Source organism: Frigoribacterium salinisoli, assembly GCF_054781095.1.
This window is the reverse complement of record NZ_BAAGVB010000001.1, coordinates 1,012,024-1,030,442: the sequence shown is the minus strand read 5'-3', so window position 1 is coordinate 1,030,442 and position 18,419 is coordinate 1,012,024. Positions and strand designations below refer to the sequence as shown.

At 74.0% G+C, this 18,419-nt stretch carries 20 protein-coding genes; 17 read left to right on the top strand and 3 right to left on the bottom strand.

The window, feature by feature from the left end; translation table 11 throughout:
• Positions 1 to 3 precede the first annotated feature (3 nt).
• From ACYVHQ_RS04825 to rbfA, 10 genes are all read left to right on the top strand, one after another.
• Positions 4 to 891 carry a DUF58 domain-containing protein gene (locus tag ACYVHQ_RS04825; protein ID WP_460511001.1) on the top strand — a complete coding sequence of 296 codons (888 nt, stop codon included), beginning with the start codon at positions 4 to 6 and terminating at the stop codon, positions 889 to 891.
• Positions 878 to 1,357: a hypothetical protein gene (locus ACYVHQ_RS04820; RefSeq protein ID WP_460511000.1), complete on the top strand. Its 480-nt coding sequence runs from the start codon at positions 878 to 880 to the stop codon at positions 1,355 to 1,357. The genes ACYVHQ_RS04825 and ACYVHQ_RS04820 overlap by 14 nt, the downstream gene beginning before the upstream one ends.
• A complete protein-coding gene (locus ACYVHQ_RS04815) occupies positions 1,348 to 2,349 on the top strand; it encodes a VWA domain-containing protein (protein WP_460510999.1) in 1,002 nt (333 codons plus the stop codon). The genes ACYVHQ_RS04820 and ACYVHQ_RS04815 overlap by 10 nt, the downstream gene beginning before the upstream one ends.
• Positions 2,346 to 3,389, top strand: a complete 1,044-nt coding sequence (locus tag ACYVHQ_RS04810; RefSeq protein ID WP_460510998.1) for a vWA domain-containing protein — start codon at positions 2,346 to 2,348, stop codon at positions 3,387 to 3,389. Before ACYVHQ_RS04815 ends, ACYVHQ_RS04810 begins: the two co-directional genes overlap by 4 nt.
• Entirely contained in the window at positions 3,386 to 4,213 is an 828-nt protein-coding gene (locus ACYVHQ_RS04805; protein ID WP_460510997.1) for a hypothetical protein, read from the top strand. Before ACYVHQ_RS04810 ends, ACYVHQ_RS04805 begins: the two co-directional genes overlap by 4 nt.
• Positions 4,214 to 4,266: 53 nt before the next feature.
• Complete coding sequence (locus ACYVHQ_RS04800) at positions 4,267 to 6,018, top strand: proline--tRNA ligase (protein ID WP_460510996.1); 1,752 nt, start codon at positions 4,267 to 4,269, stop codon at positions 6,016 to 6,018.
• 138 nt (positions 6,019 to 6,156) lie between these two features.
• The gene (gene nusA / locus ACYVHQ_RS04795) at positions 6,157 to 7,146 is read left to right on the top strand and encodes a transcription termination factor NusA (RefSeq protein ID WP_460510995.1); all 990 of its coding nucleotides are present in this window, start codon (positions 6,157 to 6,159) and stop codon (positions 7,144 to 7,146) included.
• Between the two features lie 6 nt (positions 7,147 to 7,152).
• Entirely contained in the window at positions 7,153 to 7,686 is a 534-nt protein-coding gene (locus ACYVHQ_RS04790) for a YlxR family protein (RefSeq protein ID WP_460510994.1), read from the top strand.
• Positions 7,687 to 7,763: 77 nt separating this feature from the next.
• On the top strand, positions 7,764 to 10,547 hold the full coding sequence (gene infB / locus ACYVHQ_RS04785) for a translation initiation factor IF-2 (protein ID WP_460510993.1): 2,784 nt from the start codon (positions 7,764 to 7,766) through the stop codon (positions 10,545 to 10,547).
• Positions 10,548 to 10,709: 162 nt separating this feature from the next.
• Positions 10,710 to 11,225 carry a 30S ribosome-binding factor RbfA gene (rbfA, locus tag ACYVHQ_RS04780; protein ID WP_460510992.1) on the top strand — a complete coding sequence of 172 codons (516 nt, stop codon included), beginning with the start codon at positions 10,710 to 10,712 and terminating at the stop codon, positions 11,223 to 11,225.
• A 9-nt stretch (positions 11,226 to 11,234) separates the two neighbouring features.
• Here the strand turns inward: rbfA and ACYVHQ_RS04775 are convergent, their stop codons facing one another.
• Entirely contained in the window at positions 11,235 to 12,098 is an 864-nt protein-coding gene (locus ACYVHQ_RS04775; protein WP_460511245.1) for an HhH-GPD family protein, read from the bottom strand.
• Positions 12,099 to 12,167: 69 nt separating this feature from the next.
• Between ACYVHQ_RS04775 and ACYVHQ_RS04770 the strand changes: the two genes are divergently transcribed.
• The 5 genes from ACYVHQ_RS04770 (at position 12,168) to ACYVHQ_RS04750 (ending at position 15,504) form a co-directional block, all read left to right on the top strand.
• Positions 12,168 to 12,713 carry a nucleoside/nucleotide kinase family protein gene (locus ACYVHQ_RS04770; protein ID WP_460510991.1) on the top strand — a complete coding sequence of 182 codons (546 nt, stop codon included), beginning with the start codon at positions 12,168 to 12,170 and terminating at the stop codon, positions 12,711 to 12,713.
• 73 nt (positions 12,714 to 12,786) lie between these two features.
• Positions 12,787 to 13,689: a tRNA pseudouridine(55) synthase TruB gene (gene truB, locus ACYVHQ_RS04765; protein ID WP_460510990.1), complete on the top strand. Its 903-nt coding sequence runs from the start codon at positions 12,787 to 12,789 to the stop codon at positions 13,687 to 13,689.
• Entirely contained in the window at positions 13,686 to 14,054 is a 369-nt protein-coding gene (locus ACYVHQ_RS04760) for a hypothetical protein (protein WP_460510989.1), read from the top strand. The genes truB and ACYVHQ_RS04760 overlap by 4 nt, the downstream gene beginning before the upstream one ends.
• A 50-nt stretch (positions 14,055 to 14,104) precedes the next feature.
• Entirely contained in the window at positions 14,105 to 14,572 is a 468-nt protein-coding gene (locus ACYVHQ_RS04755) for a hypothetical protein (RefSeq protein ID WP_460510988.1), read from the top strand.
• Positions 14,572 to 15,504 (top strand): bifunctional riboflavin kinase/FAD synthetase, encoded by a 933-nt coding sequence (locus ACYVHQ_RS04750; protein ID WP_460510987.1) that lies wholly within the window; start codon positions 14,572 to 14,574, stop codon positions 15,502 to 15,504. Before ACYVHQ_RS04755 ends, ACYVHQ_RS04750 begins: the two co-directional genes overlap by 1 nt.
• Before the next feature lie 22 nt (positions 15,505 to 15,526).
• On the opposite strand, the gene ACYVHQ_RS04745 is transcribed toward ACYVHQ_RS04750, so the two are convergent.
• A complete protein-coding gene (locus tag ACYVHQ_RS04745; protein WP_460510986.1) occupies positions 15,527 to 15,820 on the bottom strand; it encodes a hypothetical protein in 294 nt (97 codons plus the stop codon).
• Positions 15,821 to 15,831: 11 nt separating this feature from the next.
• Complete coding sequence (gene deoC, locus ACYVHQ_RS04740) at positions 15,832 to 16,560, bottom strand: deoxyribose-phosphate aldolase (protein ID WP_460510985.1); 729 nt, start codon at positions 16,558 to 16,560, stop codon at positions 15,832 to 15,834.
• 26 nt (positions 16,561 to 16,586) lie between these two features.
• Between deoC and ACYVHQ_RS04735 the strand changes: the two genes are divergently transcribed.
• On the top strand, positions 16,587 to 18,164 hold the full coding sequence (locus tag ACYVHQ_RS04735) for an SDR family oxidoreductase (RefSeq protein WP_460510984.1): 1,578 nt from the start codon (positions 16,587 to 16,589) through the stop codon (positions 18,162 to 18,164).
• The gene (locus tag ACYVHQ_RS04730; RefSeq protein ID WP_460510983.1) at positions 18,161 to 18,376 is read left to right on the top strand and encodes a hypothetical protein; all 216 of its coding nucleotides are present in this window, start codon (positions 18,161 to 18,163) and stop codon (positions 18,374 to 18,376) included. Before ACYVHQ_RS04735 ends, ACYVHQ_RS04730 begins: the two co-directional genes overlap by 4 nt.
• Positions 18,377 to 18,419: the final 43 nt, after the last annotated feature.

The window sequence follows — 18,419 nt, the reverse complement described above, 5'->3', positions numbered from 1 at the left end:
CCCGTGCCGAGCCTCCTGCTGCGCGTCAAGTCGAAGCTGTCGCTCGCGGCGCACCGCCGCGTCGTCGACCTGCTCGAGGGCGGCTACGCCTCCGTGCACCACGGTCGCAGCCACGACTTCGACGACCTCCGCGCGTACGTCCCCGGCGACGAGGTGCGCGACATCGACTGGAAGGCCACGGCCCGGCACGGCCAGCCGCTCGTCAAGCGCTACGTCGCGAGCCGCCGCCAGCACCTCGTGCTGGTCGTCGACACCGGGCGCGACATGGCGGCCACCGCGACCAGCGGCGAGGTCAAGCGCGACATCGCCGTGCTCGCCGCGGGCGCGCTCGGCTACATCGCCGCGAAGCACGGCGACGTCGTGTCGCTCGTCGCGGGTGACGCCGACGGTGCACGCGCCCACCCCGCGGGCGCGACCGAGCGGCACCTCGAGCTGCTGCTGCGCCAGATCGACGCGCGCACCACGCTCGACGCGCCGCACAGCGACCTGCCGGGGCTGCTGCGGTGGGTCGCGCGCGGCGTGCGCGGGCGGTGCACGCTGCTCGTCGTCACCGACGACGTGACGCTCGACGACGACGCCGTGCGGCTGCTCCGGCGGCTGCGCGCCCAGCACGAGGTCGTGTGGCTCACCATCGGCGACGCCGACCTCATGACGCGCTCCGGCCACGCCGCCGAGGTGTACGACGTGCGCGAGCTGGCGACGCTGCCCGCCTGGCTGCGCGAGCAGGCCGCGCTGCGCGGCGAGTTCGACCGCACGACCGAGGCGCGGCGCGGCGACACGGCCCGCGTGCTCGAGGGCCTCGGCATCAGCAGTCGGCGGCTCGTGTCGCGCGACGAGGTCGTCCCCGGCCTGTTCGCCCTCTTGGAGGAGCACCGCCGTGCTCGACGATGACGGCTTCTTCGGCCCGTGGCAGTACCCGCTCTGGGTGCTCTGGCTCGTGCTCGGGCTGCTCGCGCTGGCGCTCGTGGTCGGCTGGTACGTCTGGGTGCACCGGTTCACGGCACGGCGCCTGCCGCCGGCCGAGCGGGACCGCTCGCGCGAGCGCCCGGTCGACCCGGTCGAGGTGCAGGCGCGCTACGAGCGGCTCCTCGACGAGGTCGAGCGGGCCTGGCGCGACGGCCGGCTCGGCGATCGGGCCGTGCACGCGCGCCTGAGCCTGCTCGTGCGCTTCCACGCGCACGAGCTCGCCGGCGTCGACGCGCACGTCATGACCCTCGAGGACCTCCGCGAGGCCCGGCTGCCGCAGTTGTCCGGCGCGGTCGAGCAGTGGTACCCGCCAGCCTTCCGGCCCGGGCACCCGGGCGACCCCGGGCAGGCGATCGCCACGGCGCGGCAGGTGGTGCGCTCGTGGCGCTGACCTGGTGGTGGAGCCTGCCGATCGCGGCGCTGGTCGTGCTGGCCGCGGCCGCGGCGTACGTGACGTGGCGGCGCCGGAGCCGCGCGCGCCTCCGGCGGTCCGGCGTGCCCGTGGCGCACAGCGAGCGGCTCACGGCCCTGCCGACGTACCAGCGGCTCGTCCGCCGCTATCGCGCCGCGCTCGTGGGCGCGGTCGTCGCGCTCGGGCTCCTGGCCGGCTCGGCGGCGGTCCTCACGGCGCGACCGTCGACCGTCGACGTGGTGCAGCCCGAGTCGAGCAAGCGCGACGTCGTGCTCTGCCTGGACGTGTCGGGCTCGATGACCGAGGTCGACTCCGAGATCGTCGAGACCTTCTCGTCGCTCGTGGAGGGCCTCGACGGCGAGCGCATCGGCCTCACCCTGTTCGACAGCTCGGCGGTGCAGGCCTTCCCGCTCACCGCCGACTACGACTTCGTGCAGGAGCGCCTGCTCGAGTACCGCGACTCGTTCGACTCCTCCGGCGAGGACGGCCGGCGGTTCTGGACCGGCACCGACCTGGGCGACGGGGCCTCGCTGATCGGAGACGGCCTGGCCTCCTGCGTGCTCGCCTTCGACGGCGGTGACGCCTCGACGCGGCCTCGCTCGATCGTGCTCGCGACCGACAACTACGTGAACGGAGCCGCGCTGCTCGGGCTCGACGAGGCCGCCGGGCTCGCGACCGACCGGGGGGTGCGCGTCTACGCGATCAACCCCGCCGACCACGGCACCGAGGGCGCCGCCGACGAGGTCGCTGCCGAGCTGCGGGCCGCCGTCGAGTCGACGGACGGCGCCTACTACGCCGCCGACGCGTCCGACGCCGTGCCGGGGATCGTCGCCCAGATCGACGCCCGGGAGGCGGGCCTGTTCGACGGCACGCGCCGACTGGTCGTCACGGACGCCCCGCAGGCCGCGACGATCGTGGCCCTGCTGGCGCTGGGCGCGGCGCTCGTGCTGCTCTGGAGGTTCCGGCTGTGACCGCCGCCCTGCTCCTCCGGCCCGTGCTGCCGACGTGGGCGTTCGTGGCCGTCGGCGTCCTGCTCGTCGGCTTCGTCGCGTGGCGCGTCGTCGCCGAGCGCGGCGACCGCCGTGCGCTCCTCACCTGGCTCAGGAGGCTCGTGGTCGTGGTCCTGCTGCTGGTCGTCGCGGCGCGCCCCAGCCTGCCGGGCGGGACCGCGCAGGCCTCCGTCGCGAAGCTGGACGTCTTCTTCGTCGTGGACACGACCTCGAGCATCGCGGCGGAGGACTGGGGCGACGGCCGCCCCCGCCTCGAGGGGGTCCGGGCCGACGTCGAGACGGTGACGGAGCAGCTGGCCGGTGCCCGCTTCGCCCTGATCTCGTTCGACAGCTCGGCGGTGCTGCGGTCGCCGCTCACGGACGACGCCTCGGCCGTGGTCACGGCGGCGACCGTGCTGCGGCAGGAGGTCACGACGTACTCGTCGGGCAGCAGCATCACCGTCGCGCACGACCTCCTCGAGGAGCAGCTGGACGCCGCGCGCGAGGCCGACCCCGCGCGGGCGACGGTGGTCCTCTACCTGGGAGACGGCGAGCAGACCCTCGACGAGGAGCCCGGGTCGTTCGCCGACCTGGCGGGCGACGTCGACGGGGGAGCGGTGCTCGGCTACGGCACGGAGGAGGGCGGGCGCATGCGCGAGTTCGACGGCTACGGTGACGAGTACTCCGACCTCGGCTACATCGAGGACCGCACGCAGCCAGGCTCGCCCGAGGCGGTGTCGCGCCTCGACGAGGAGGCCCTGCGCCGCCTCGCCTCGCAGCTCGGGGTGCCCTACGTGCACCGCACGGCGGACAGCGACGTGGGGCCGGTGCTCGAGGACGCCCGCGCGGGTCGCGTCACCTCCGACGAGGGCAGCGCCGAGAGCCTCACCGACCTCTACTGGATCGCGGCGGTCCCGCTGTTCCTGCTGGTGCTCGTCGACCTGGCCCTCGTGGCGCGGGCGCTCGGCGACGTCCGGTCGACGGGCCCCGCGCGGCGCCCGGAGCGGGGTGGTCGCCCGTGACCGGCACGACCACGACGCCCGTGGCCGGTCGCGACGAGCGTCCGCCGGCCACCGAGGCCGAGGTGGCCGCCTACCGACGCGGCCTCCGTCGTCGGCTGTGGGGCTGGAGCGCGCCCGCCGTGCTCGTCGTCCTGCTCGTCGCGGTCAAGCTGCTCAGCCTCCCGCTCTTCGCGGCCCTGTCGCAGTGGGCCTACTCCGACCGCGCGTTCGAGCGGGCGGCGAGCCTGACCGCCCCGCTGGGGGTCCTCAACGTCGTCGAGCCCTGGGTGCACCACTTCGACCGGGGCACCGCGTACGCGCAGGTCGGCGTGCTCGAGGTCGCCCGCCAGGAGTTCACCCGCGCCCTCGACCTCGCGCCCGACGACGACCGGGTCTCGTGCGTCGTCCGCGTCGACCTCGTGCTCACCATCGAGGCGCAGGGCGACGCGGCCGTGCTCGACCTCCGCTTCGCGGACGCGCAGGCGCTCTACGAGCAGGGGCTGCAGGTCGTCGAGGAGGCTCCCGAGGGGTGCTTCGAGCCCCCTGAGTCGCCGCAGGAGCCCGACACGCAGCAGCCCCTCGACGACGCGCGCGAGCGCCTCGACGAGAAGGGCGAGCAGGCCGAGGGCGACCAGGGCGACCCCCAGGACGGCGGCGGCGGCGACCAGGAGGGCGACGAGGGCTCCCCGGAGGAGGGCGAGGGCGACGGCGGCTCGGGCGGCCAGGACCCGCTCGACCAGCTGCGCGAGCAGGGCGAGGAGAGCCAGCGCGAGCAGCAGCAGGAGCAGGACCGTCGCCGTGACGCCGAGCGCGACCCCGACGACTACGACGGACGCCCGTGGTGACCGGGAGGCCGCGTCCCCGCCGGGCGTCCCGTCGACGCCCCTAAGCTGGTCGGGTGTCCACGCGCCTGTCCCAGCTCTTCGTCCGCACCCTCCGAGAAGACCCCTCCGACGCGGAGGTGACGAGCCACCGCCTGCTCGTCCGCGCCGGCTACGTGCGCCGCCAGGCACCGGGCGTGTTCGCCTGGCTGCCGCTGGGCCTCCGCGTGAAGGCCCGCATCGAGGCGATCGTCCGCGAGGAGATGACCGCCGCGGGCGCGCAGGAGGTCCACCTCCCCGCGCTCCTGCCCCGCGAGCCCTACGAGGCGACCGGCCGCTGGACCGAGTACGGCGAGGGCATGTTCCGCCTGAAGGACCGCAAGGGCGCCGACTACCTGCTGGCCCCGACGCACGAGGAGGCGTTCACGCTGCTCGTGAAGGACCTCTTCTCGTCGTACAAGGACCTCCCCCTCACGCTCTTCCAGATCCAGGACAAGTACCGCGACGAGGCCCGCCCCCGTGCCGGCCTCCTCCGCGGGCGCGAGTTCACCATGAAGGACGCCTACTCGTTCGACGTCGCCGACGAGGGCCTCGACCGCAGCTACCAGGCCCAACGCGACGCCTACGAGCGCATCTTCACGCGGCTCGGCCTCGACTACGTCATCGTCCAGGCCGACGCGGGCGCCATGGGAGGCTCGCGCAGCGAGGAGTTCCTGCACCCGACCGAGGTCGGCGAGGACACCTTCGTGCGCTCGGCGGGCGGGTACGCCGCGAACGTCGAGGCCTACACGACGACCGTGCCGGCGTCGCTGCCGACCGAGGGCCAGCCCCCTGCCGTGATGCTCGGCAAGGCCGACACCCCGACGATCGACTCGCTCGTGGCCCAGCTGCAGGAGTCGCACCCCCGCGCCGACGGACGCGACTGGACGGCCGCCGACACCCTCAAGAACGTCGTCGTCGCGCTCACGCACCTCGACGGCACGCGCGAGCTCGTCGTAGTCGGCCTGCCCGGCGACCGCGACGTCGACCTGAAGCGCCTCGAGGTCGCCTTCGCCCCGGCCGAGGTCGAGGCGGCGGGCGACGCCGACTTCGCCCGCACGCCCGGCCTGGTCAAGGGCTACATCGGCCCAGGGGGCGCGGGCTGGGGAGCCGGCGTCCGGTACGTCGTCGACCCCCGCGTCGTCGACGGCAGCTCGTGGGTCACGGGCGCGAACATCCAGGGCGTGCACGTCGCGGGCCTGGTGGCCGGTCGAGACTTCGAGCACGACGGCGTCGTCGAGGTCGCACAGGTGCGCGAGGGGGACCCGGCGCCCGACGGCTCCGGCCCCATCGAGACCGCGCGCGGCATGGAGATCGGGCACGTGTTCCAGCTCGGCCGCAAGTACGCCGAGGCGCTCGGGCTCAAGGTGCTCGACGAGAACGGCAAGCAGGTGACCGTCACCATGGGGTCGTACGGCGTCGGCATCACGCGCGTGCTCGCCGTCATCGCCGAGGCGACCGCCGACGAGAAGGGGCTGGTCTGGCCGGAGGCCGTCGCGCCCTTCGACGTCCACGTGGTCGCGACCGGCAAGGACCCGGTCGTCTTCGAGGTGGCCGAGCGGCTCACCGACGAGCTCGAGCGCGCGCGCTTCGACGTGCTCTACGACGACCGCCCCAAGGTCTCGCCGGGCGTCAAGTTCGGCGACGCCGAGCTGCTCGGCGTCCCGCGCATCGTCGTGGTCGGCCGCTCCGCCGGCGACGGCGTCGTCGAGCTCTGGGACCGCCGCACGGGGGAGCGCACGCCGGTGCCCGCGACCGAGGTCGTCGCGCGCCTCTCCGGCACGGCCTGACCCGCGCCTCCTGCGCCACCGACGGACCGGCCGACGAGCTCGCCGGTCCGTCGGCGGCCCCGCGCTCGGGTACCGTGGGGGGATGCTGTGCGCGCCACCGTGCGTGCAGCCTGCAGACCTGAACAGTGGAGGCCCTCAGTGGACATCGACCTGAGCGTGCTGCGCCTCATGGAGCGCGAGCGTGAGATCCCCTTCGACGAGCTCGTCCGGATCATCGAACAGGCCATCCTCACGGCCTACCTGAAGCACACCGACGAGCCCGAGAGCCGCGACCGCCCCGCCGCCCGCGTCGAGCTCGACCGCAAGACTGGTCACGTGACCGTCTGGTCGATCGAGCGCGACGACGAGGGCGAGGTCGTCGGCGAGGAGGTCGACGACCCCAGCGACTTCGGCCGCGTCGCGGCCTTCGCCGCGAAGCAGGTCATCAACCAACGGCTGCGCGACCTCGGCGACGACAAGGTCCTCGGTCAGTTCAAGGGCCGCGAGGGCGACATCGTCGCGGGCGTGATCCAGCAGGGCCCCAACCCGCGCATGGTGCACGTCGACCTCGGCACCGTCGAGGCGATCCTGCCCCCGGAGGAGCAGGTGCCGGGCGAGCGCTACGACCACGGGCGCCGCATCCGCGTCTACGTCACGGGCGTGAGCAAGGGCACCAAGGGCCCGCAGATCACGGTGTCGCGCACGCACCCCTCGCTCGTCCGCAAGCTCTTCGCCCTCGAGGTGCCCGAGATCGCGGCGGGCGTCGTCGAGATCGTGTCCATCGCCCGCGAGGCCGGCCACCGCACCAAGATGGCCGTCCGTGCCACCGAGGCCGGCGTCAACGCCAAGGGCGCCTGCATCGGCGAGATGGGCCAGCGCGTCCGCGCCGTCACGAACGAGCTCGACGACGAGAAGATCGACATCGTCGACTACTCGGCCGACCTGCCCACGTTCGTGGCCAGCGCGCTCTCGCCGGCCAAGGTGTCCTCGTCGTTCGTCATCGACAAGGCGACGAAGGCCGTGCGCGCGCTCGTGCCCGACTACCAGCTGTCGCTCGCGATCGGCAAGGAGGGCCAGAACGCCCGCCTCGCCGCGAAGCTCACGGGCGCGCGGATCGACATCCAGCCCGACTCGATCCTCGAGGATTGAGCCTGGATGTCGATCCGCGCGCCGGGTCGACGACGCGCCAGCGTCGGCGGCCCGGTAGCTCGGATGACCCATCCAGCCCGATTCGATCCTCGAGGACGACTAGGCACGGCGCCCCGCGGGGGCGCCGGGAGCGGAGATGCGCGACGCGCGTCGCCGTTCGCTCCCGGCGTCCCCGCGTCCCGGCAGCGAGGGGGTAGAGTGGAACCCGTCAGAACGTGCATCGGCACTCGAACGCGCGCTCCGCGATCCGCACTCGTGCGGGTCGTCGCCCGAGACGGGCGACTGGTGGTCGACGAGACCAGGTCGCTCCCCGGGCGGGGTGCGTGGTTGACGCCGACGATGGAGGCGTTCGAGTCGGCGGTGAAGCGCAGGGCCTTCCGGCGCGCGCTGCGCCTCGACTCCGAACCCGACGTGAGCGCGGTGCGTGAGCACTTCACGCACCTCGTCGCGACGGACTCCGGGGCACGCCCCTCGGTCGGACCGGTGTCATCTCCGGACCAGACCACGACAGAAATGGCTGAACGGCTAATGGACGAATGATGAGCGGCTCGAAATGAGACCCGTCCAGGACTGAAGGCCCCCTCCCGCTCGGGGAAGGGGCCCGAGACAGGAGAACTGTGGCTAAACCACGCGTACACGAGATCGCCAGCGAGCTGGGGATCGACAGCAAGACCGCGCTCGAGAAGCTGAAGGAGATGGGCGAGTTCGTCAAGGGACCGTCCTCCAGCATCGAGCCCCCCGTCGCACGCAAGCTGCGTGCGGCGTTCCCCGCCGGAGGAGCCCAGAAGGCTCCTGCGAAGGCCCCCGCCGCCCGGCCCGGTGCCGCGAGCTCGTCGGCCCCCAAGCCCGGCGCCCCGCGTCCGGCCGCCCCGACGCCGGCTCCCGCGCCGCCCGCTGCCCCCGTGCAGCAGGACGCCCCCGCCGCCCGTGAGGCGGAGGTCGACGGCGACGTCGCCCTGCCCCCGGCACCCCCGCTGACCGTCGCCGAGCGCCAGGCCCAGGCCGAGGCGCAGCGCGCCGCGGCCGCCAAGGGCGAGACCGACGCCCCCGAGGCACCCACCACGCCCGGCGCGTCCGCGCCGAAGCCCGGTGGTCCCCGTCCGGGCGCCCCCCGCCCCGGCAACAACCCCTTCGCCAGCAACCAGGGCATGGGCCGTCCCGGTTCGGCCCCGCCGCGTCCCGGCGGCACGGCCGGTGCCGCGGGTCCGCGTCCGATGGCGCCGCGTCCCGGCGCACCGCGCCCGGGTGCTCCCCGTCCCGGCGCTCCTCGCCCTGGTGCCCCGCGTCCCGGCGCTCCTCGCCCCGGCGTGGGTGCGTCCCCCCGTCCCAACGGCTTCGGCCAGCGCCCCGCGGGTGCCGGTCGTCCCGGTGGCGGCGGCGCGCCCGGTGCCGGTGGCGGCTTCCGCCCCGGTTTCGGTGGTCCTCGCCCCGCCGGTGGCGGCGGTCGTGGCCGTGGCCCCGGTGGTGGCACGGCCGGCGCCTTCGGCCGCGGTGGCGGCAAGAGCAAGGCACGCAAGTCGAAGCGGACGAAGAGGGCCGAGTTCGAGATGCGGTCGGCCCCGTCGCTGGGTGGCGTCAGCGTCCCCCGCGGCGACGGCAAGACGGTCGTCCGCCTGCGTCGCGGCGCGTCCATCAGCGACTTCGCCGACAAGATCGACGCCAGCCCCGGCAACCTCGTGACCGTGCTGTTCCACCTCGGTGAGATGGCGACGGCCACGGAGTCCCTCGACGACGCGACCTTCCAGGTGCTCGGCGAGGAGCTGGGCTACGACATCCAGGTCGTCTCGCCCGAGGACGAGGACAAGGAGCTCCTCGAGGGCTTCGACATCGACCTCGCACAGGAGCTCGAGGACGAGGACGAGTCCGTCCTGCAGATCCGTCCTCCGGTCGTCACGGTCATGGGCCACGTCGACCACGGAAAGACCCGCCTGCTCGACGCGATCCGCAAGGCCAACGTCGTCGCCGGCGAGGCCGGTGGCATCACGCAGCACATCGGTGCGTACCAGGTGTGGGCACCGCACGAGGGCGTCGAGCGCGCCATCACCTTCATCGACACCCCGGGCCACGAGGCGTTCACCGCCATGCGTGCCCGTGGTGCGCAGGTGACCGACATCGCGATCCTCGTGGTCGCGGCCGACGACGGCATCATGCCGCAGACGGTCGAGGCCCTGAACCACGCCCAGGCGGCCAACGTGCCGATCGTGGTCGCGGTCAACAAGATCGACAAGGAGGGGGCCAACCCCGCCAAGGTGCGCCAGCAGCTCACCGAGTACGGCCTCGTCGCCGAGGAGTACGGCGGAGACGTCATGTTCGTCGACGTGTCGGCCCGCGACGACAAGAACATCGACGCGCTCCTCGAAGCGGTGCTCCTCACGGCCGACGCCGGCCTCGACCTCCGGGCGAACCCCGAGAAGTCGGCACGAGGCGTCGCCATCGAGGCCCGCCTCGACAAGGGCCGCGGTGCGGTCGCGACCGTGCTCATCCAGTCCGGTACGCTGCGCGTCGGTGACGCGATCGTCGCCGGGACGGCGTACGGCCGCGTCCGCGCGATGATGGACGAGAACGGCGAGGTCGTCGAGGAGGCGTACCCGTCGCGTCCCGTCCTCGTGCAGGGCCTGTCGAGCGTCCCCCGGGCCGGCGACACCTTCCTCGTCACCGAGGAGGACCGCACGGCGCGTCAGATCGCCGAGAAGCGCGAGGCCGTCGAGCGCAACGCCTCGCTGGCCAAGGCCCGCAAGCGCATCTCGCTCGAGGACTTCACCCGTGCGCTCGAAGAGGGCAAGGTCGAGGCGCTCAACCTCATCATCAAGGGCGACGTGTCCGGTGCCGTCGAGGCACTGGAGGAGTCGCTCCTCAAGATCGAGGTCGACGACAGCGTGCAGCTGCGGATCATCCACCGCGGCGTCGGCGCCGTCACCGAGAGCGACGTCAACCTCGCCACGGTCGACAACGCGATCATCATCGGGTTCAACGTCCGCCCCGACACGAAGGCGCGCGAGCGCGCCGCTCGCGAGGGCGTGGACATCCGCTTCTACTCGGTCATCTACGCAGCACTGGAGGACATCGAGAACTCGCTCACGGGCATGCTCAAGCCCGAGTTCGAGGAGAAGCAGTCCGGTGTCGCCGAGATCCGCGAGGTGTTCCGCTCCTCGAAGTTCGGCAACATCGCCGGTGTCGTGGTCCGTTCGGGCACGATCACCCGCAACGCCCGAGCCCGCGTCATCCGCGACGGCGTCGTGGTCGGCGACAACCTCGGCATCGAGTCGCTGCGCCGCTTCAAGGACGACGTCACCGAGGTCCGCACGGACTTCGAGGCCGGCATCGGCCTGGGCAAGTTCAACGACATCCAGATCGGCGACGAGATCGAGACCATCGAGATGGTCGAGAAGCCCCGCGGCTGATCAGGTAGTCAGCACCACCAGCACCACCAGCACCACCAGCACCACCAGCACCACCAGCACCACCGAGGCCCCGCTCCGACCCCGTCGGGCGGGGCCTCGTCCGTCCTAGGCTCGTCGAGAGCACCCCGCGCCGGAGAGGCGCCCACGAGAAGGAGCAGCACCATGGCCGATCCGCAGCGCGCCCGCAAGATGGCCGACCGCATCAAGGAGATCGTGGCGAGGCGCCTCGACCGCGGCATCCGCGACCCTCGCCTCGGGTTCCTGACGATCACCGACGTGCGCGTCACCGGCGACCTGCAGCACGCCTCGATCTTCTACACGGTCTACGGCACCGACGAGGAGCGCGCCGACACGGCGGCGGCGCTCGCCAGCGCGACGGGCATGCTCCGCAGCGAGGTCGGCAAGAACATCACGGCGCGGCTCACCCCGAGCCTCGAGTTCATCCTCGACGCCCTGCCCGAGAACGCCGCCTCGATCGAGGCGCTCCTGCAGGAGGCCCGCCAGCGCGACCAGGAGAGCCAGGCCACCGCCGCCACGGCCGAGTACGCCGGCGACGAGGACCCGTACGTGAAGCCGCGCTCCCTCGAGGACGACGAGCCCGACGACGACGAGACCGAGGTCGCGGCGCCCGAGGCTCCCGCCCCGTCCGGCGACGCGGACGACGCCACGGCCCGCTGACCCGAGCGGTCAGTCGGCGAGGGACCAGCCCTCGTCGGTCGAGCCGCCGACGAGACCGTCGGCGACGAGGCCGGCGAGGGCTCTCTCGCGCTGCACGGGCTCGGGCCACGTCGCCTCGAGCTCGGCGGTGGTGACGGGCACGTCGCTGGCACGCAGCTCCGCGAGGATCCGGCCGCGGACCTGCCGGTCGGAACCCTCGTAGCGGGCCTGCACGCGCCTCCTGGGCCCGTCGTGCGCCGGTCGACCGGCGAGCACCCAGGCGCAGCGGTCGACGAGCGGGCACTCGTCGCAGCGGGGGGAGCGGGCGGTGCAGACGAGGGCGCCGAGCTCCATGGTGGCGGCGCTCACCACGGCGGCCTCGTCGCGGTCGGCGGGCAGCTGCGCCTCCATGAGCGGCAGGTCGCGCCGCGCGGCCGGCGACCACGGCTCGGCGAGCCCCTCGACGGCGCGGGCGAGCACGCGGCGCACGTTGGTGTCGACGACGGGGTGGCGGTGCCCGTAGGCGAAGACGGCGACGGCCCGGGCGGTGTAGTCGCCGATGCCGGGCAGGGCGAGCAGCGCATCGACGTCGTCGGGCACGACGCCACCGTGCCGCTCGGTGATGGCGACGGCCGCGGCGTGCAGGCGCAGGGCGCGGCGCGGGTAGCCGAGGCGGTCCCAGGCGCGCACGGCCTCGGAGGCGGGGGAGGCCGCGAGGGCGGCGGGCGTGGGCCAACGGTCGAGCCACTCGGCGAGCCGGGGGACGACGCGCACGACCGGCGTCTGCTGCAGCATGATCTCGCTCACGAGCGTGCCCCAGGCGGGGAACCCCTCGTGCCGCCACGGCAGGTCGCGGCCGTGCTCGCGGTACCAGGCGGCGAGGGGCTCGGCGATCGTCACCCGTCCACCGTAGGCGAACGCAGGAGGCGCGCCCCGCGACCCGGGGCGGCCTACGCTGGCCGCATGACGACACGGTGGGCACCCGAGAAGCGCGACGTCCTGCGCGAGCTGGCGACCGAGCTCCTGCACAACTACGGCCGTGGGCGCGTGCTCGTGGCGGTGGACGCCGCGCCGGGGACGCCGACGGCGGGCTTCGCGGACGAGCTCGCCGAGGCGCTGCGCGAGCAGGGTCACGCGGCGTACCGGGCGAGCACCGCGGACTTCGCGCGGCCCCGTGCCGAGGGCGGCGGGCTCGACGAGTCGCTGCTGCGCCGCGTGCTCGTGGAGCCGTTCCGCCTGGGCGGCAGCACCGGGTGGCAGCCGGCCGCGTGGGACGCGGACGCCGATCGCGCCGTCGAGGCCAGCTGGGTGACCGGTCCGGCGGACGCGATCCTCGTGGTCGACGGGGCGGAGCTGAACGCGGACGCCCTGCGCGGCGCCTGGCACGCGTCGCTGTGGCTCGCAGCGGCGGGGGAGTCCCGCGGCGGCGCGCTGCGGGCGCGGGCGACGATCATCGTCGACGCCTCGGACCCCGCGCACCCGCGCCGCGTCTTCGACGACGCCTGCTGACGAGGGGCGGCGGACGCTCCGGGACCCGCGGCGGCGCACCGGGGGCGTCGGCGCGCGCTGGTACCGTTCCAGGGTGAAGAACAGCGGCATCCTGCTCGTCGACAAGCCGCAGGGCCTGACCAGCCACGACGTCGTCGCCCGGGTGCGACGTGCCGCGGGCACGCGCAAGGTGGGGCACGCCGGCACGCTCGACCCGATGGCCACGGGGCTGCTGGTCGTGGGCGTGAACTCGTCCACGCGCCTCCTGACCTTCCTCGTCGGGCTCGACAAGGGCTACGAGGCGACCGTGCGCCTCGGCGTGACGACGAGCTCCGACGACGCCGACGGCGACGTGCTCGAGGTCCGCCCGGCGGGCGACGTCACCGACGACGCGGTCGACCGGGGCGTCGCCGCGCTCACGGGCGAGATCGACCAGGTGCCGACGACCGTGAGCGCCATCAAGGTCGACGGGCGACGTGCCTACGACCTGGCCCGCGAGGGCGTCGAGGTCGAGCTGGCCTCGCGCCGCGTGACCGTGGGGAAGTTCACGGTCCTCGCGCGACGCCGGTCCGAGGTCGACGGCGTCCCCGTGCTCGACCTCGACGTGCGGGTCGCCTGCACCTCCGGCACCTACGTCCGAGCACTGGCCCGCGACCTCGGCGCCGCCCTCGGCGTGGGCGGGCACCTCACGGCCCTGCGCCGGACGCGCGTCGGCCCGTTCGAGGTGGCCCGCGCCTCCGGCCTCGACGACCTCGACCCCGCCGCGGCCCTGCTGTCGCCGGCCGAGGTCGCGGCCGGGCTCTTCCCGACCTGGCAGATGGACGCGGCGCAGGCCGTCGACCTCTCGCACGGCAAGCGCGTCGCCACGGGGCGCGACGACGACGAGGGGCCCGTCGCCGCGCTCACGCCCGACGGGCGGCTCGCCGGCCTGGTGGCCGTGCGCGGGGGAGCGGCCAAGCCCATCGTGAACTTCCCGACCGACGAGGTGGCACCGTGATCGAGTGGTTCACCTGGGCGCAGGTCGTCGTGGCGACCGTGGCCGGTCTCTTCTGCCTAATCTCGGGCCTCGCCCGCCGCCTGCCCGACGACCGGACGGTGGGGGCCGCCGCCGTCGTGCTCGTGCTGCTGGTCGTGCAGGCCGTCGTCGCCGTGGTGGCGCCGTTCGTCGGCAACGCGCCGACCGGCAACCTGCTCGAGTTCTGGATCTACCTCGTCTCGGCGATCCTCCTGCCGCCGCTCGCCGTCGTCTGGGCCCTCGTCGACCGCACGCGCTGGAGCAACGTCGTCATCGCCGCCGCGCTCTTCGCCGTCGCGGTCATGGTCTACCGCATGTTCCAGATCTGGACCGTGCAGCTCGCGTGAGCCCCGGGCCGGTGCGGCCGCAGGAGGCGCGGGAGCATATCCTGGTGGGGATGCCTGCTCAGAAGTCCCGTCGCGCCTCCGGCCTGGGACGCGTCCTCGTCGCCGTGTACGCGATCCTCGCCCTCGCGGCGACCGGGCGCAGCGTGTTCCAGATCGCCACGCAGTTCGACGAGGCCCCGCTGGCGTACGGGCTGAGCGCCCTCGCGGCCGTGGTCTACGTCGTCGCCACGCTGGCGCTCGTGCTGCCGGGCCGCACCTGGCAGGCCGTCGCCTGGGCGACCATCGCCTTCGAGCTCGTGGGGGTGCTCGTCGTCGGCCTCGTCACGGTGCTCGACCCCGAGCTCTTCCCGCACGACACGGTCTGGAGCGCCTTCGGGCGTGGCTACGGCTTCGTGCCGCTCGTGCTGCCCGTCCTCGGCCTGCTCTGGCTGCGGCGCACGCGGCAGGAGGCCGTGGCGCCCGCACCAGGTGACGGCACCGCCGAGCAGGCGGGCACCCGACCCGGCGCCGACGCGTGATGCGCTGGTTCGAGGGCCTCGAGGCCGTGCCCACGGGGTTCGGGCCGAGCGCGGTGACCATCGGCAAGTTCGACGGGGTGCACGTGGGCCATCGCGCGGTCGTCGACCTGCTCGAGGAGCGCGCCGCGGTCGACGGTCTCGTCTCGACCGTCGTCACCTTCGACCGGCACCCGCTCGCGGTCGTGCGGCCGGAGTCCGTGCCGCCGGCCCTGGTCAGCAACCGCCAGAAGCGCGAGCTGCTCGAGGCTGCCGGGCTCGCCGCGACCCTGCTGCTCCGCTTCGACGACGAGCTGCGCTCCTGGACGCCCGAGGAGTTCGTCGACCGGGTGCTCGTCGGCGCCCTCGCGGCCCGGGTCGTCTTCGTCGGCGACGACTTCCGCTTCGGCGTGCGCGGCAGCGGCACGGTCGACACCCTCCGCGAGCTCGGACCGTCGCGCGGCTTCGAGGTCGTCTCCATCGACGACGTGCGGCCCGGTGGCGACCGTCGCGCCTCGTCGACCTGGATCCGCGAGCTGCTCGACGGCGGGCGCGTGCGCGAGGCCGCCCAGCTGCTCGGCCGAGAGCCCGCCGTCCGCGGCGTCGTCGTGCGCGGCGAGCAGCGGGGACGCGAGCTCGGGTTCCCGACCGCGAACCTCGACCCGCGCAGCGAGGGGTTCATCCCCGCCGACGGCGTCTACGCCGCGCGCGTGCTCGTCGGCGACCGGCTCTACCCGGCGGCCGTCTCGGTCGGCCACAACCCGACCTTCGAGGGGGTGCCGGCGAAGCAGGTCGAGGCGCACCTGCTCGACGTCGACCTCGACCTCTACGGTCAGGAGATCACGGTGTCGTTCGTCGACTGGGTCCGCGGCAACGTCGCCTTCGACGGGCTCGAGTCGCTCGTCGCGCAGATCGGCCGCGACGTCGACGACATCCGGGCGGTCCTCGGCGCCTGACGCCGCCCTCGTCGCGAGCCCGTCAGCCCAGTCTCACCGCCGTGATCGCCGCCGCGACGTAGAACGTCGCGAGCGACGCGACACAGGCCGCCCACGGCCACCACCAAGCACGGCGGTGCGCCGTCACGCGCCGGAGGAACATCGCGAGGCCGACCACCGTCACGAGGACGATGACGATCGTGCCCGCGACGGTGAGCGTGACGTCCTCGAGCAGGCTCGTGAGCAGGACGCAGGCCCAGCCGACGAGGAGCGAGACGAGGACGCCCACCGCGCCCACGGTGACGTCGAGCGCCCTGGCGGCGCGGGAGCGTGCCACCGGTGCCGGCCTCAGTAGGACGTCGTGTCGTCGCCGGCGCCCGACGCGGCACCGGTCTCGTGACGGTGGGCGAGGTCGGCGAGGATCGTGGCGCTGCCCGAGGTGCCGAAGCGGGTCACGCCGAGGTCGAGCATCTCGAGGATCGTGTCGAGGCCGCGCACGCCGCCCGAGGCCTTGACCTCGACGGAGTCCGACACGGCGTCGCGCATGAGGCGGAGGTGGGGGAGGGTGGCGCCGCCACCGGCGAAGCCGGTCGACGTCTTGACGAAGCGTGCGCCGGCGCGCTCGGAGGCCCGGGACCCGGCGACGATCTCGTCGTCGGTGAGGAAGGCCGTCTCGAGGATCACCTTGACGAGCACGTCGCCCGCGGCCTCGACGACCGCGCGCACGTCGGCCTCGACGTCGTCGACGAGCCCGCTGCGGAGACGGCCGATGTTGAGGACCATGTCGAGCTCGGCGGCCCCGTCGGCGATCGCCTGGCGGGACTCGGCGACCTTGGCCTCGGTGGACGTGGTGCCGTGCGGGAACCCGATGACGGTCCCGACCAGCACGCCCGTGCCCTCGAGGCGGGCGACGGCGTGGGCGACGTCGGAGGGGCGCACGCAGACGCTGAAGACGTGCTGCTCGGCGGCGACGTCGAGCTGGGCGTCGACCTCGGCGCGCGTGAGCTCGGGCTTGAGGATGGCGTGGTCGATCATGCCGGCGATGGCCTCGACGGTGGGCAGCTGCTGAGTGGTCATGGTGCCTCCCAGCGTAGCTTGGGCCGATGACCAGCACCCCCGACGCCGCCGTCAGCTCCGAGCCGCACGAGGCGGTGCGCCGCCGTCGCGTCCTCGTCACGGGCGCCACCGGCTACATCGGCGGCCGCCTCGCCCCGAGGCTCGTCGAGGCCGGCGCCGACGTGCGCGTCTTCGTGCGCTCGCCCGAGAAGCTCCGCGACGTCCCCTGGGCCGCCGACGTCGAGGTGGTGCAGGGCGACCTCACCGACGCCGACGCCGTGGCGCGGGCGACCGAGGGCGTCGACGTCGTCTACTACCTCGCCCACGCGATGGGCGGGCAGGGCGACTTCGCCGACGCGGAGGCGCGGGCCGCCCGCAGCGTGGCGGACGCCGCCGCCGCCTCCGGCGTCTCCCGCATCGTCTACCTGGGCGGGCTGCACCCCGAGGGCGACGACCTGTCGAAGCACCTGGCCTCGCGCAAGCAGGTGGGGGAGATCCTCCTCGCGAGCGGCGTCCCCACCGCGGCGCTGCAGGCGGGCGTCGTGATCGGCTCGGGCTCGGCGTCGTTCGAGATGATCCGCCACCTCACCGACGTGCTGCCGTACATGCCGGCGCCGAAGTGGGTGCGCAACCGGATCCAGCCCATCGCGGTCCGTGACGTGCTGCACTACCTGCTCGGTGCCGCCGACCTGCCCGACGACGTCAACCGCACCTTCGACATCGGCGGGCCCGACGTGCTGCGCTACGGCCAGATGATGAACGGCTACGCGCTCGAGGCGGGCCTCAAGCAGCGCCCCATCGCCTCGCTGCCGGTGTTCACCCCGTGGCTCGCGTCGCAGTGGGTCAACCTCGTCACGCCGATCCCGCGTGCCCTCGCCGTGCCGATCATCGCGTCGCTGCAGTACGACTGCGTCACGAAGGAGCACGACCTCGACGCGTACGTCCCCGCCCCCGCGGACGGGCTGCTGGGCTACCGCGCGGCCGTGCGGCTCGCCCTGCAGCGCGAGCGCGACGGGCAGGTCGAGACGAGCTGGCAGGACGCGAGCGTCTTCGGCGCCCCGAGCGACCTGCTGCCGAGCGACCCCGACTGGTCGGGGCACACCGTCTACACCGACGACCGCGAGACCGACACGAGCGCCCCGCCCGCGGAGCTCTGGAAGGTCGTCGAGTCCATAGGCGGCGAGAACGGCTGGTACTCCTTCCCGCTGGCCTGGTCGGTCCGCGGCTGGATGGACCGCCTCGTGGGCGGCGTCGGCCTCGCGCGCGGTCGCCGCAGCGCGACCACCCTGCACACGGGCGACGCCCTCGACTGGTGGCGGGTCGAGGCGATCGAGCGGGGCCGCCTCCTGCGCCTGCGCGCCGAGATGAAGGTGCCCGGTGGCGCCTGGCTCGAGATGACGGTCGAGCCGCGGGACGGCGGGGGCTCGCACTACCGGCAGCGTGCGGTCTTCTTCCCGACCGGGCTCGGCGGCCGCCTGTACTGGCTGGCGATCCTGCCGTTCCACGGCGTCATCTTCTCGGGCATGCTGCGGCGGATCACGACGACCGCCGAGCGCGACGCGGCCGACCCGCAGGAGGCCCGGACCGGCTCCGGCGCGGACCGCGAGCCCGCCACGGCCCCGTGACGCCCCTCGCGGTGGTGCTCGCCGCCCTGCCGACGTCGACCCCGTCGCCCCTGTACCAGGACGGCGCGGGGACGGGTTCGCCCGTTCCGCTCCCGGTCGGCATCGGGTTCGGCGTGGTGGTGGTCGTGCTGTCCTTCGTCGTCCTGCTGCCGAGCGTGCGGCACTGGCTCGACCGGGTGTCGGCGAGGCGCCCCCGACGGTTCCGCGACTGACGCGAGGGGCGTGGCGGGCGTCGTCCGGGCCTCCTGACGCGGC